11 protein-coding genes are annotated in these 13,905 nt (G+C 75.9%); 4 read left to right on the top strand and 7 right to left on the bottom strand.

The features are described 5' to 3' along the window. Positions 1 to 111 precede the first annotated feature (111 nt). On the bottom strand, positions 112 to 3,273 hold the full coding sequence (locus AB0M97_RS17960) for a molecular chaperone Hsp90 (protein ID WP_365961821.1): 3,162 nt from the start codon (positions 3,271 to 3,273) through the stop codon (positions 112 to 114). A gap of 147 nt (positions 3,274 to 3,420) precedes the next feature. Between AB0M97_RS17960 and AB0M97_RS17955 the strand changes: the two genes are divergently transcribed. Beyond that, a complete protein-coding gene (locus AB0M97_RS17955; RefSeq protein WP_365961820.1) occupies positions 3,421 to 3,678 on the top strand; it encodes a hypothetical protein in 258 nt (85 codons plus the stop codon). 104 nt (positions 3,679 to 3,782) lie between these two features. Here the strand turns inward: AB0M97_RS17955 and AB0M97_RS17950 are convergent, their stop codons facing one another. Continuing rightward, on the bottom strand, positions 3,783 to 4,421 hold the full coding sequence (locus AB0M97_RS17950; RefSeq protein WP_365961819.1) for a haloacid dehalogenase-like hydrolase: 639 nt from the start codon (positions 4,419 to 4,421) through the stop codon (positions 3,783 to 3,785). 110 nt (positions 4,422 to 4,531) lie between these two features. Continuing rightward, positions 4,532 to 5,524, bottom strand: coding sequence for a hypothetical protein (locus AB0M97_RS17945; protein ID WP_365961818.1), 993 nt, complete (start codon positions 5,522 to 5,524; stop codon positions 4,532 to 4,534). 183 nt (positions 5,525 to 5,707) lie between these two features. On the opposite strand from AB0M97_RS17945, the gene AB0M97_RS17940 reads away from it, so the two are divergent. Together AB0M97_RS17940 and AB0M97_RS17935 are read left to right on the top strand one after the other, a co-directional pair. Beyond that, a complete protein-coding gene (locus AB0M97_RS17940; protein ID WP_365961817.1) occupies positions 5,708 to 8,275 on the top strand; it encodes a helicase C-terminal domain-containing protein in 2,568 nt (855 codons plus the stop codon). Positions 8,276 to 8,562: 287 nt separating this feature from the next. Continuing rightward, on the top strand, positions 8,563 to 8,946 hold the full coding sequence (locus AB0M97_RS17935; RefSeq protein WP_358654323.1) for a cold-shock protein: 384 nt from the start codon (positions 8,563 to 8,565) through the stop codon (positions 8,944 to 8,946). 50 nt (positions 8,947 to 8,996) lie between these two features. On the opposite strand, the gene AB0M97_RS17930 is transcribed toward AB0M97_RS17935, so the two are convergent. The 4 genes from AB0M97_RS17930 to AB0M97_RS17915 form a co-directional block, all read right to left on the bottom strand. Then, positions 8,997 to 9,845: a 1,4-dihydroxy-6-naphthoate synthase gene (locus AB0M97_RS17930; RefSeq protein WP_365961816.1), complete on the bottom strand. Its 849-nt coding sequence runs from the start codon at positions 9,843 to 9,845 to the stop codon at positions 8,997 to 8,999. After that, positions 9,835 to 10,554, bottom strand: coding sequence for a futalosine hydrolase (locus AB0M97_RS17925; RefSeq protein ID WP_365961815.1), 720 nt, complete (start codon positions 10,552 to 10,554; stop codon positions 9,835 to 9,837). The genes AB0M97_RS17930 and AB0M97_RS17925 overlap by 11 nt, the downstream gene beginning before the upstream one ends. Next, on the bottom strand, positions 10,524 to 10,997 hold the full coding sequence (locus tag AB0M97_RS17920; protein WP_365961814.1) for a DUF2771 domain-containing protein: 474 nt from the start codon (positions 10,995 to 10,997) through the stop codon (positions 10,524 to 10,526). The genes AB0M97_RS17925 and AB0M97_RS17920 overlap by 31 nt, the downstream gene beginning before the upstream one ends. Positions 10,998 to 11,159: 162 nt before the next feature. Beyond that, entirely contained in the window at positions 11,160 to 12,545 is a 1,386-nt protein-coding gene (locus tag AB0M97_RS17915; RefSeq protein WP_365961813.1) for an MFS transporter, read from the bottom strand. Positions 12,546 to 12,907: 362 nt separating this feature from the next. On the opposite strand from AB0M97_RS17915, the gene AB0M97_RS17910 reads away from it, so the two are divergent. Beyond that, the gene (locus AB0M97_RS17910) at positions 12,908 to 13,831 is read left to right on the top strand and encodes a DUF3027 domain-containing protein (protein ID WP_365961812.1); all 924 of its coding nucleotides are present in this window, start codon (positions 12,908 to 12,910) and stop codon (positions 13,829 to 13,831) included. Positions 13,832 to 13,905 lie beyond the last annotated feature (74 nt).

Raw genomic sequence — 13,905 nt, 5'->3', positions numbered from 1 at the left:
GGAGCCTGTTGACTCACGTGATCAGATGCACGACGCACGGGAATGGTTGTACGGAAGGTTGCACTTTTGTGCAGGTGGCTTCACATCCGCCCCGGCGGCCGTGACGCGCCGTCAGTCGAACCACCGGTCCCGCGCCAGTTCCTCCGTCCGGGACGGGTCCTCCAGCAGGGCCGCGACCTCGAAGCGCCGCGGCCACTGACCGGCCGCCCACGCCAGTCCCGCGGCCACGCCCTCCAGGGTCGCCGCGTGCAGCACGCCGTCCGCCGTCAGGCGCCAGTCCAGCTCGACGCCGTCCACGACCAGTTCCTCGTGCTCGACGTACGTGCGCGGAGTGCCCGGTCCGAGCAGCACCCGCACGGACTCCGGTACGTCGTGCTCGGTGCCCTCGGACGTGACCTCCCCGGTGACGGACTCGCTCAGCCGCCGCACCTGGAACAGCTCGGCCAGGTCCGCCGCACGCGACGGCCGCACCGGCAGCAGCGGGACGCCCGCGGTGAACGGCAGCAGGTCCGGCGAGTCCACGACGACCGCCTCACGGGCGTCCACGACCTCCACCCGGCCGTCGACCACGGCACGCAGGTCGTCCGGCAGGGTCACCTGCTCCGGGTCCAGCGCGGCCAGCGCCCCGTAGAGGGCGTGCAACTGGGCGGCGGAGATCCCGCGGCCGGGGTCGGCGAGCCGGTCGAGGAGTTCGGCGGCGCCGCCGGGCTCGTCCAGCAGGGCCGCCACCGACGTGCGGACGCCCAGCGCCCGCAGCACCTGCTCGTCCTCGAAGCCGCTGGCGTCGGCCTCGTCGTACAGGCCGCGCAGCAGCGGGTCGCCGCCGGCCGCGCGCAGACCGGCGGGGCGGCGGCCGTCGAGGACGGGGTGCCCGCGCAGCCACCAGGCGGTGTAGGACCGTACGGCCTCGTGGGTGCCGTCCGGCAGCAGGATCCGCACGGGCTGGGTGATCGCGTCGCGCAGCGGCGGGCGCGCGAGCAGGGCGAGCGCCTGCGGCCACTTGTCGTCGTCCACCAGGTCCAGGTCGCGTACGGCGACGAGTTCGGTGGCGACGGGCGGCACGGGGCTGTCCGGGAAGCGGTCGAGGACGTCCTCGCACCACACGTCCACGGCGTCCAGCAGGCCGGCGTCGTCCGGCTCGGCGAAGTCGCCCTCGCGGGGCTCCAGTTCGTCCGGGTCGAGTACCACGTCGGTGGCGCGGACGAGCGCGAAGTCCACCAGGACACCGCAGGCCGCGAGCGGCCCGGGGCCCCACCGCTCGGCCAGCTCGGCGTCCACGGTGGCGAGTTCGCCCTCGCGCATCACCCGATGGAAGGGGCCGCCGGGGAAGACGAGTTCACCCGCGGGGGCGAGTTCCCCGTCCTCGTCGGGCAGGGCGAGGGCACCCAGCCAGGGCTCGTCGCCGGGTTCGACCCCGGCGTCGCGTACGAGGGCCAGCACCGTGTCGGCCAGCTCCTCGGCGTCGAGGGCGTCCTCCTCCCAGCTCGCGCCGCCCTCGTCGTCCAGGGACGCGGCGACGGCCGCCCGCACCTGCGGGGTGGTGAGCACGGCACGCGGCGTCGCGGGCAGCGCGCCCAGCTTCTCCAGCAGCGGGTGCGCGGCGTCCGGGTGGACGATCTTCAGGCCGAGCCGGGCCAGCACCTCCGGGTCGAGACCGGCCGCGTCGGCCGTGGGCAGCAGCACCTGGCGGGGCCCGATGGTGGTGCGCCGTCCCCCAGAGCCGAACGCCTGGGAGGTCCCCCCAGCCAGCGGCACGGGCAGCCCGGACAGCCGGTCGGGGTCGACACCGGCCAGGCTGTCGTACAGCCGCCGCCACCAGCCGGGCTCCTTCTCCAGGCCGGCCAGCCGGTCCACGGCGTCGGTCAGCGGCACCCGGGCCACGCCCAGCGTGCGCAGCTCCACGCGCCGCTCCAACCCGGCGGGCAGCAGGGTCGGCAGCACCTCGGCCAGCACCTGCACGGTGTCCGCGCCCGCGCCCTCGACGATCTCGGCGTCCCTCGGCCGCAGGGATTCCGGCAGCTCCGGCAGCTCCGGCAGCTCCCCGTCGCCGTCCACGGGCGGCACGGCGGGCGGCAGGAACGACGTGCGGGGCAGCCGCTCCAGGATGGCCCGGCGCAGCTCGCCGTCCAGTTCGCCCTTGCCGAGCGGGCCGGGCACGAGGCCGACGATGCCGGTGGTGACCGGCCGCCAGCCGGCGAGGAGCCCGGCGTAGGCGTCGGCGGCGCGCTGCACGACGAAGTCGGTCAGCGGGCCGGGCGCGGCGTGTCGGCGGGTGGAGTCCAGCGGGAGCGAGGCGATGAGCAGCGCGGGCACGCCGAGCGGCTCGTCGCTGGGCGTGGGCGCGTGCACGACGGGGCTGGTGCGGGGCGCGGCCGGGCTGCCGTCGGCGTCGACGGGCACGGCCCAGGTGACGGACCAGTGGGGCCGCAGCCGTTCCTCCACGGGCCGGTCGGCGAGCAGGTCGGGGGTGAGCGGCCCGTGCGCGGTGGCGGTGCGCCAGCGGGTGATGCCGTCCTTGCTGTCCTCCACGACGGTGAGCCCGTCCTCGGTGCGGCGGCGCAGCGTGCGCGTGCCGTGGGTCTCGATCACCACCTCCTCCAGGCCCGGCAGGGCGAGCAGGAGGGCGTCGTCCACGGCGTGCAGCAGCCGCTCGGCGAGGTCGGCGGCGGCGGTGTCGCGCAGCGGCAGGATGACGGCCGTGTCGTACGGGTCGGGGGCGCTGCCCTCGGCGGCGAACGGCAGCCGCAGCAGCGGTACGTGGCCGTCGCGGCGGCGGATCTCGTCGCCGAGGCCGGGGCTGTGCCGCGCGGTGGCGGAGGCCAGGTCGCGGGCCTCGGCCAGGGACCAGCGCACGCCGCCGTGCCGGCCGACGACGGCGGGCTCGTCGGTGACGGCGAGGACGGCGGCGAAGCCGACGCCGAAGCGGCCGACGGACGGGGTGTCCCGCTTGGCGGAGGCCCGCAGCGTGGACAGCGACTCGACACCGGCCGCGTCCAGCGGGGCGCCGGTGTTGGCGGCGACGAGGACGCCGTCGCGGAGGGTGAGGCGGAGGCGTCCGGGCCGGCCCGCGCGGGCGGCGGCGTCGGCGGCGTTCTGGGCGAGCTCCACGACGAGCCGGTCCCGGTAGCCGCCGAGGACCAGGTCCTCCTCGGCGTTGGCGTCCTCACGGAACCGGGCCGGACTGGTGGCCCAGGCGTCCAGCACCCCGCGCCGCAGCCGTGCCGTCCCGAACGGGTCCGCGCCCTCGGCTGCCGGCCGCACGAACTTGCTCACGTTCACTCTCCTCCTCGGCGTGACGACGAAGGTACCGCGCCCGGCGGGGGGCGCGGCCCGGGGAGGCGCGGGGTACGGAGGCGGGGGCGGGCCGGGTGTGCGCGGCCCGGCTGGAGGTGGGGGCGGCGCGGGAATTAACCTGAGGCCGTGCGCAATGACAACCGGGCGGAATCCGCCGCCCCCGGAGACCGGCTCGTCCGGGCCGGAGGCATCGTCTTCATCGTCGGCGCGGTGGCCACCCTCGTCACCGTCGCGCCGCTGTTCCTCGGGACGACGCCCTTCCCGACGTACATGTTCGGGCTGAGCATGCTCATGGCCGTCGGCTTCCTGATGGCCGGCGCGGGCGTACTGCGGTCCGTCGCGGCCGGCCGGCGCCAGGCCCGCGCCTCCGAAGAGGCCAGGTAGAACCAGGCGCGGCAGGTCCGGCCGTCAGGCTCCCGCCTACCTGGCCCTTTCGGAGAGCCAGGCGCCAGGCCCGCGCCTTCGAACAGGCCGGGCAGGCCCGGTCGTCAGACCGTGGCCCGGGCCTCCAGGTGGGCCGCCAGCCAGCCCGGGAACTCGGTGAGGTCGGCCAGCACCACGTCCGCGCCCGCCTCCCGCAGCTCGGCCGCGCCGCACGGACCGGTCGCCACCGCCACCGCCAGCGCACCGGCCGTACGCGCCCCGCGCACGTCACCGGTGTGGTCGCCCACGTAGATCCCCGCGCCGTACTCCCGCAGCGCCTCCGCCTTCTGCTCGGCCCACAGGTCGCCCACCACCGCGTCCGGCTCGATGCCGAGGTGCGCGAGGTGCAGCTTGGCGTTGGGCTCGAACTTGGCGGTGACGACTATCGCCCGCCCGCCGGCCTCCCGCACCGCCTCGATCGCCTCCCTGGCGCCCGTCATGGCGGGCGTCGCGGTGATGGCGATCGCCGGGTACATCGCGCGGTACACGTCGGCCACCGCCGCCACCTCGTCGGCCGGGAACCAGTGCGCCAGCTCCTCCGCCAGCGGCGGCCCGAGCCGCGTCACCGCCAGGTCGGCGTCGATGTACGTCCCCGTCCGCTCGGCCAGCGCCGTGTAGCAGGCGCGGATACCGGGGCGGGAGTCGATGAGGGTCATGTCCAGGTCGAAGCCGACAGTCGGCGCGGAGGAAGTCACACGGGCCATTGTGCCCAGGGGGTACGACAGCCGGACCTGACGTCCGCAGGGCGGACGGACCCGCGCGGACACCGCAGTGGCCCCCGCGGCCGCCGTCCCCCATGCCGCCGCGCGCCCCGTCACCGCTGCCGGCGCGACCGCCACAGCAGGAACAGGGCCGACGCCAGCGCCGCGCCCCGCACCACCCACGGCCAGGTCTCCGCGAGCGCGTCGCTCATCCGGCCCTCGGCGATCGGCGCGCCCCAGCGGCCCTCGGTGCGGCCCCACAGCCACACCAGACCGGCCGTCGCCGCGAGGCCGGGCAGGATCACGACCGCCCACTTCGTCTCGGCCGGCGTGAGGCGGCGCGAGGCGTAGGCGATGAGCCAGCCCAGCAGCAGCGCGTACCAGACGCCGAGCACCGCGCCCCCGACCAGCAGGACGGCGGCCAGCAGCAGGAACGGGCTGCTCCAGCCGGTGACCGGCAGGCGCGGGAGGCGGCGGCGGGTCTTGCCGGGGACGGCCTCCTCGTCCCGTTCGACGGCGACGCCGGCCACCCCGACGGGCGCCGCGCCGTCCTCCTCTTCCGTCTCCTTCGGCGGGCGCCTGAGCAGTTCCGGGATCTCCACGCCGCCGATGAATCCGGGCACGCTGTCGCCGACGCCCCACGGGCTGCTGTCCACCCCCCACCAGTCGGCCTGCGCCGCGCCGTCGCCGAGTTCCCGCTCGCCCGCGCGGTGCGGCGCGGACGGCACGTCGGAGGGCTCGGGCACGGCCGGGCGGGCGGGACGGGGCCGGGGCACGACCCGGCGCGGGCGCTTCGGCCGGTCCGCGCCGTCCTGCCGCTCGCGGTCGCGCTGCACGGGCACGGCGGTGGCCGTCTCCCGCGGGGCGGGCCCGGCCGCGGTGCCGGAGGCGGCGTCGACGATGTCCTCGGGGCTGCCGAGCCGGGTCAGGATGCGGCGGACGGCGGCGGGGCTGTCGACGGTGGTCCTGGCCCGGCGCCGGTCGATCTCGTTGCGCAGCTCGGCGACCAGGCGCATGCGGGTCGCGGAGGGCAGCTGCCGCTGCTGCGCCACGTCACCGACGCGGCTCAGATACTCGTAGACGACCTGGTCGCTCTCGATTCCCACGCAGTCCCCTCCGGGGCGGGTGCCGTTCCCGTGGACGACCGTAGCGCAGGGCGGCCGGGGCGCGTGCGGGCCCGCGCCTCCGTGCGGGGCGGGTCGCCGTCCCCGCGCCCGGCGGGCCCGGCGCGGGTCCCGAACGGCGGTCGCGGCGCCTGCCGTCCACCGGCACCGGCTACCGTGGGCCGGATGAGCACCGAGGAGAAGCCGACGGCCCCGCGTTCGCTCGCGGAAGCGCTCCGCGCCCGCGACGACGCCTCCCTGGCCGCCCTCCTGCGCAGCCGCCCCGACCTGATCACGCCCGTCCCGACGGACGTCACGCAGCTCGCCACCCGGGCGGGCACGCGCGCGTCCGTGGTGCGGGCCCTGGAGCGGCTGGACCGGTTCGCGCTGCAGACGGCGCAGGCGCTGGCCGTGGCACCGGACCCGGCGGCCTACGACGACCTGCTCGGGCTCATGGCCGGCGACCCGGGTGAGGACCGGGACCGGGCGGTGGTGGCCGCGCTGCCGCGGGCGCTCGGCGTGCTGCGGGAGCAGGCGCTGGTGTGGGGCGGCGACGACCGGCTGCGGCTGGTCCGCACCGCCCGCGAGCTGCTCGCGCCCTCGCCGCAGCACCCGTCGCCGACCGGGCTCGGGCCGAGCGTGCAGGAGGCGACGGCGGGCATGTCGCCGGGCCGCATCCAGGAGATCGTGGCCGCCGCCGGGCTGCCCTCCACGCACGACGCCGTGTCCGCCGCGGCCTCGCTCACCGCGCTGTTCACCGACCGCAGGCGGATGGCGGCGCTGCTCGCCGAACTGCCGGACGACTCGCTCGACGTCCTGGACCGGCTGGTGTGGGGTCCGCCGTACGGCCAGGTCACCGCCGATCCGGCGCCCCATCTGCGGCGGCTGCTGGACTGCGGGCTGCTGCTGCCGACCGCGCCCGGCACGGTCGTCCTGCCGCGCGAGGTCGCCCTGCATCTGCGCGGCGGGCGGGCGCACCGCCGACCGGAGCCGGTGCCGCCGCCCGTGACCGCCCGGGCCACGCACCGTCCGCAGGTGGTGGACGCGACGGCGGCCGGGCAGGCCCACACCGCGCTGGCGACGGTGGCGGAACTGCTGAAGGACTGGGACGAGGGCGGCCCCGCCGTGCTGCGGGCGGGCGGCCTGAGCGTGCGCGACCTGAAGCGCACGGCCGTCGCCCTGGACGTGTCCGAGCCGGTCGCCGCGTTCTGGGTCGAACTCGCCTACGCGGCCGGGCTGATCGCCTCCGACGGGGAGGCCGACGAGCGGTACGCAGCGACCCCGGCCTACGACGAGTGGCGGGAGCTGACCGCCGCCGAACGCTGGTCGCGGCTCGTCACGGCGTGGCTGACGGCGACCCGCACACCGGGGCTGGTCGGCGGGCGGGACGCGAAGGACCGCACGCTGTCGGCGCTCGGGCCCGGCCTGGACCGCTCGGCGGCGCCCGAGGTACGGCACCGGGTGCTGGCGCTGCTGGCCGGGCTGCCGGAAGGGGCGGCGCCGGCCGCGGAGTCGGTGCTGGCCCGGCTGCGCTGGGAACGCCCGCTGCGCGGCCCGCAGGCCGAGGACGACCTGCGCGGCCGGATCGCCCGGTGGACCCTCGACGAGGCGGAGCTGCTCGGCATCACCGGCCGGGGCGCCCTGTCCTCCCCCGCCCGCGCGCTGCTGGCGGCCCCACCGCCGCCGAAGGAGCAGGACCCGCCGACGGCCCCCACCGGACCCGGCGACAAGCTGCCCGTCCACCACCGGACCGCGCCCGCCGCCCACGACCACCCGCCCCTCGCCCCGCTGTCCCCCGCCGAACAGGCCGTGGCCTCCGCCGCGGCGGCCCGCGTGCTGGCACCGCTGCTTCCCGAGCCGCTGGACCACGTGCTGCTCCAGGCCGACCTGACGGCCGTGGCGCCCGGCCCGCTGCGGCAGCCGCTCGCCGACATGCTGGACGTCCTCGCCGACGTCGAGTCCAAGGGCGGGGCGACCGTCTACCGGTTCACGCCCGCCTCCGTGCGCCGCGCCCTGGACGCCGGCCGGACCGCCGCCGACCTGCACGCCTTCCTCGCCGAGCACTCCCGCACGCCGGTGCCGCAGCCCCTGACGTACCTGATCGACGACGTCGCCCGGCGGCACGGGCACCTGCGGGTGGGCGCCGCCTCGGCGTACGTGCGCTGCGACGACGACGCGATGCTCAACGAGATCCTCGCCGACAAGCGCTCCGCCGCCCTGCGGCTGCGCCGCCTCGCGCCGACCGTGCTGGCCGCCCAGGCCGACCCGGCCACGCTGCTGGAAGGGCTGCGCGCGATGGGGTACGCGCCCGCCGCCGAGTCGGCCGAGGGCGACGTGCTGATCACCCGCGCCGATGCCCGCCGCACCCCGCCGCGCACCGCGCCCGAGCCCGTCCCGGAGGGCCCCCCGGTGCCCGACGAGACGCTGCTGGCCGCGGCGCTGCGCGCCATCCGCGCCGGCGACCTGGCGGCCACGGCCCCGCGCAAACCGGCCGACGGCGCCTCCCCGGCGGCGGGCGGCGACCTGCCGCGCACCAGCTCCGCCGACACCCTCGCCACCATGCAGGCCGCCGTCCTGACCGGCGGGGCGCTGTGGATCGGCTACGTCAACGCCGAGGGCGCCGCCAGCCAGCGCGTCGTCGCCCCGATCCGTGTCGAGGGCGGCTACGTGACGGCGTACGACCACACCGCGGACGAGGTCCGCACCTATCCGCTGCACCGGATCACGGGCGTCGCGGAGCTGGCGGACGACTGACGTCACCCGTACCGGGGGCCGGGGCACGGCGTGTTGACCCATGGGTGCCGGTGCATAACGAGTTGCCGGACGGCACCTGGGATGTGCTGAGATATGCGGTGCCTGCCTCGCCCCCTCGCGAGCGCGTCCACCGTCGATCGGCCAGGTTTGGCCGACTGGCGTGGGCGGGCTTGACGGAGGGTAAAGAGCTGAGGAGGCTTCAGGACAACGGCAGGCAAGAGCGAGCGCTGGATAGCCTGACCTGGGACGACAGTGGTTCGGCTGACTGGTGAGATGGGGTGCGTGCTTTGCCTACCGGCAAGGTCAAGTGGTTCAACAGCGAGAAGGGCTTCGGCTTCCTCTCCCGCGACGACGGCGGCGACGTCTTCGTGCATTCCTCGGTCCTCCCCGCCGGGGTCGAGACGCTCAAGCCGGGCCAGCGCGTGGAGTTCGGCGTGGTCGCCGGGCAGCGCGGCGACCAGGCACTGTCCCTGACCCTGCTGGAGCCGGCGCCCTCGGTCGCGGCGGCGCAGCGCAAGAAGCCGGACGAGCTGGCCTCCATCGTGCAGGACCTGACGACCCTTCTGGAGAACATCACGCCGATGCTGGAGAAGGGCCGCTACCCCGACAAGGCGTCCGGCAAGAAGATCGCCGGCCTGCTGCGCGCGGTGGCCGACCAGCTCGACGTGTGACACCACCGGCAGAAGGCGTGTGACACCACCGGCACCACCACCTGTCCCGGTTACGGGAATGCGAGCGCGTTGCGGCCGAGGGGCGGCACCAGCCCCTCGGCCGCCGCACGTGTGAGCAGCCCCCGCACGGCGGCGTAGCCGTCCGCGCCGAGATCGGCGGTGAACTCGTTGACGTACAGCCCGATGTGCTGGTCGGCGACGGCCGGGTCCATCTCCTGGGCGTGCTCCATGACGTACGGGCGGGACGCCTCGGGATCGTCCCAGGCGGCGCGTACGGACGTCCTGATCGCGTCGGCGAGCACCCGCAGCGTGTCCGCGCCGAGCGACCGCCGGGCGACGATCGCGCCGAGCGGGATCGGCAGGCCGGTGGTGTGCTCCCAGTGCTCGCCCATGTCGGCGAGCTTGTGCAGGCCGTAGGTCTGGTAGGTGAAGCGCGCCTCGTGGATGACCAGGCCCGCGTCGGCCTTCCCGTCCCGCACGGCCGGCATGATCTCGTGGAACGGCATGACGGCGACCTCGCCGACGCCGCCCGGCAGGGTGTCCGCCGCCCAGAGCCGGAACAGCAGGTACGCCGTCGACCTCTCGCCGGGCACGGCGACCGTGCGGTCGGTGAGGTCGAGGCCGGGCTCCCGGGTGAGCACCAGCGGACCGCAGCCGCGGCCGAGCGCGCCGCCGCACGGCAGCAGCGCGTACTCGTCCAGCACGTACGGCAGCACCGCGTACGACACCTTCAGCACGTCGAACTCACCGCGCTCGGCCATGCCGTTGGTGACGTCGATGTCCGCGAACGTCACGTCGAGGGCGGGCGCGCCGGGGACGCGGCCGTGGGCGAGCGCGTCGAAGACGAACGTGTCGTTCGGGCAGGGCGAGTAGGCGATCCGCAGGGACTCACTGGTCATGGGGGTTCCAACTCTCCAGTACGGGCGCGAGCTTCCCGAAGCCGTCGGTGAGCGCGGCCAGCGCCTCACCGACGCGCCAGGCGGCGCGGTCGCGCGGGCCGACCGGGTTGGACACGGCGCGCAGCTCCAGCACGGGGACGCCGTGCGCGGCGGCGGCCTCGGCGACGCCGAAGCCCTCCATGGCCTCGGCGAGGGCACGCGGGTGGCGGGTGCGCAGCGCGGTGGCGCGGGCGGCGGTGCCGGTCACCGTGGAGACCGTGAGGACGGTGCCGGTGCGGGCCCCGGTGGCCGCGGCGGCGGCCCGGACCAGGGCCGCGGGCGGGCGGTGCGTGACGACGCCGAAGCCGAGGTCCGTGACCGGCAGGAAGCCGTCGGCGGTGTCGGCGCCGAGGTCGGCCGCGGTGATCTCGTCGGCGACGACGAGGCTGCCGACGGGGGCGTGCGGCGCGAATCCGCCGGCGATGCCCGCGCTGACGACCAGGTCGTAGGGGGCGCCCTCCAGGGCGGCCGTGGCCAGGGCCGTGGCGGTGCGTGCGGCGGCGCTCGCCGGGCCGACGCCGACGGCGAGCAGGTCGTGCCGTGCGGAGCCGGGGGCGGGTGCGGGGCATGCCTGTGCCACCGCGTCCCGTTCCCGCGGGACCGCGGTGGCCACCAGGACACGCGGGGCGGCGAGCGTGGTCAGGAGTCCTTCTTCAGCTTGAAGGACCACAGACCGGTGGGCTCCTTCTCACCCTCCTGGATGGAGACCAGGGTCGAGTCGCCCTGGGCGCCGTACTGCGCGTTGAAGAAGACGCTGCCCGGGATGGTGCGGTACGTCTTGGTGCTGGCGTCCGTGAGCGGCTGCCCGTTCATCAGGATGGTCCAGCCCTTGTCGGCGACCTCCGGGTCGACACCGAAGCGGACGGTCTCGTCCGGGTCGACGGTGATCGACTCGATGTCCGTCTCCTTCAGGCACTTGTCCCGCTCGGCCGGCTTCAGGACGTCACCCGCACCACCGCAGGTGGCCTCCTCGCTGACCGAGGAACTGCCGACGGTCACCGTGGCCATCGGGGTCGGCTTGTCACAGGCCGACAGGACGAGCAGTCCGGCGGATACGGCACCGGCGGCGGCGACGGCGCGGCGGCGTCGCACAGCGGATCGCAACGTGGTCATGGCCGAAGGCTATCTGGCACCCCCACCCCTGCCCCCACGAGGGGTCCGGCGCGCCGCCGACCGGCCGTGCCGCAGCCGCGGGGATGCGTGCCGCTGGGCGCAGGCCGCACCCCGCGACGCCGGGGGTGCGCGGCACCGTGACGGCACCCATCACGCCGGGTGCTACGCGACGCGAGACCGCCCGACCCCGCCACGCCGCGCCGACGTCATCAGCCCCCGCACCGTCGTCAGCCACCCCGTCGCCACGATCACCGCGGCCACGGACAACCCCAGCGCCCCGATCAGGGGCAACACGATCCCGATCGCACCCCCGAGCACCCACGACATCTGCAACAACGTCTCGGACCGCGCGAACGCCGACGTACGAACCAGCTCCGGCACGTCCCGCTGGATCAGCGCGTCCAGCGACAGCTTGGCGAGCGCCTGGGCGAACCCGGCGACCGCCGCCAGGCACGCCACCAGCACCGCGCCGAAGAACACCGCGGCGGTGACGGCCGCGCCGAGCACGAGGGCGACGACGGTCACGATGATGATCTCCGGTGCGCGTGAGCGCAGCCAGGCGCCCACCGCCGTGCCGATGGCGTTGCCGGTGCCGGCGGCCACGCCCACTATCCCGAGGGACACGGCCGCGCTCTGGCCCGTCATCGGGTGCTCGCGCAGCAGGAACGCGAGGAAGAAGATCAGGAAGCCGGACAGGCAGCGGATCGCGGCGTTGGCGGCGAGGGCGTGCGTGACGGCCGTGCCGACCGTGCGCAGCCCCGGGCGCTTGACGGGCTTGAGGTGCGGGCCGTGCAGGTGCTGCTCGTCGGCCGCGAGCAGCGCGATGTCCTCTCCCTTGGCGGAGTCGACCTTGGGCGGCAGCGTGAACGACAGGACGGTGCCCGCGACGAACAGCACGAACGCCCCGTACAGGGGCCAGCGTGGGCCGATCTGCTGCAGCCCCGCGCCGATGGGGGCGGCGATGCCGGTGGCGAGGAGACCGCCGAGGGTGACCCGGGAGTTGGCTTTGACCAGGGAGAACTGGGCCGGCAGCAGGCGCGGTACGACGGCGCTTCTGACGACGCCGTACGCCTTGGACGCGACGAGGACGCCGAGGGCGGCGGGGTACAGCCCGATGCCGCCGGTGACGACGGCGCCGGACAGGACGAGGGCGAGCAGGGCACGGGCGAGCATGGCGCCGGCCATGGCGGCGCGGCGGCCGTGCGGGATGCGGTCGAGGAGCGGGCCGATCACCGGGGCGAGCAGGGTGAAGGGCGCCATGGTGATGCCGAGGTAGAGGGCGACCCGGCCGCGGGCCTCGTCGGTGGGGACGGAGAAGAAGACGGTGGAGGCGAGGGCGACGGTGATCATGACGTCGCCGGCGCCGTTCACGCCGTGCAGTTCGATGAGTTTGCCGAGGCCGGACTCGCCGGCGCCGTGGGCGTGGGTGGCGCGGCGGATCTGGCGGGCGGGGCCGGTGACGGGGAAGTGCAGGGCACGGGCGATCGAGCGGAAGGGGCCGCGCGGCCGGCCCGTCCCGCTGAGTCCGCTGGTGCCCTTGAGTGCCACCTCGTCATAGTGCCCCGAGATGGCGGTGGGTAGTGCGATCCCGCGCGGATGGGAATGTTGCGCCGCCCCGCACCCCCGGGCGGGTGCCGGTGACGGTCCGTCAGTGCCGGTGAAAGTCGTCCGCGGGCCCCCCAACCGTCCCGTCGGTGTATGCCGAGCGCACGCGAACAGGTAGCGTGCCTAGCGCGCCGTGGCGAACGTTCTCGGCCGCGCGCCTCACGGCCATCCCGCACAATGGATGACGTAGGTGCGCCCGAGCGCGATCGGGCGCGGACGTCGACGCGGCCCCCGGGTTCCGCTCCGTCCGCTCCGCCGCCGGTGTGGCGCACCCGTGAGACGGCGTATGGAGAGAAGCGATACCTGTGAGCGCAGCGACAACGCGAAGCCGCACCCCTGACCGCCTGTGCGCCGAGGCCGTCGACCTCGCCCGCGCCGCAGCCGAGGAGGCCGCCGCGCCCGGCGTGGTCGGTGAGCATGTGGAGCTGGTCTCCGAGGGGGACCGGGTTGTCACGCACTTCTTCGAGTGCATGGAGCTCGGGTACCGCGGCTGGCGGTGGGCCGTGACCGTGGCCCGGGCGTCGCGCGCCAAGATCGTCACGGTGGACGAGGCGGTGCTGCTGCCCGGCCCCGACGCGCTGCTGGCGCCGGAGTGGGTGCCGTGGAGCGAGCGGCTGCGGCCCGGCGACATGGGGCCGGGCGATCTGCTGCCGACGGACGCCGAGGATCTGCGGCTGGAGCCCGGCTGGACCGGCGAGGACGAGCCGGTGGCCGGTTCGGCCGTCTCCGAGGAGCTGGCCGAGCTGGTGGAGGCGGAGGACGCCGAGGTCACGGCCGGGGGGCCGGCGACCCTGCTGCCGCCGTCGCGCGGGTCGATCTCGGCCATCGCCGAGGAGCTGGGCCTGGGCCGGGCCCGGGTGCTGTCCCGGTACGGGCTGCACACCGCGGCGGACCGCTGGGAGGAGGCCTTCGGGCCGAAGACGCCCATGGCGCAGGCCGCCCCCGCCGCCTGTGTGAGCTGCGGTTTCCTCCTGCGGATCGGCGGGTCGCTGGGGCAGGCCTTCGGGGTGTGCGCCAACGAGTTCTCGCCCGCGGACGGGCGTGTGGTGTCGCTGGCCTACGGCTGCGGCGGGCACTCGGAGGCCGCTGTCATGCCCAGGCCGCCGCAGCCCGCGCCGCCGGTCATCGACGAGACGCGCGTGGACCCGTTCCCGCTGCGGCCCGCGTCCGACTCGGGGTCGGTGCCGGTCACGGAGGACGAGTCGACGGCGGAGCTGGGCCACTCGTAGCCCCGCGGGTGTGGCGTACGCCCCACCGGGACCGGCCCGGGGTGGGGCACACTGGACGTTTGGCCGTGCCGGGC

Source organism: Streptomyces sp. NPDC051207, assembly GCF_040682395.1.
Taxonomy (GTDB): Bacteria; Actinomycetota; Actinomycetes; order Streptomycetales; family Streptomycetaceae; genus Streptomyces.
This window is presented reverse-complemented; position numbering and strand designations above follow the sequence as displayed.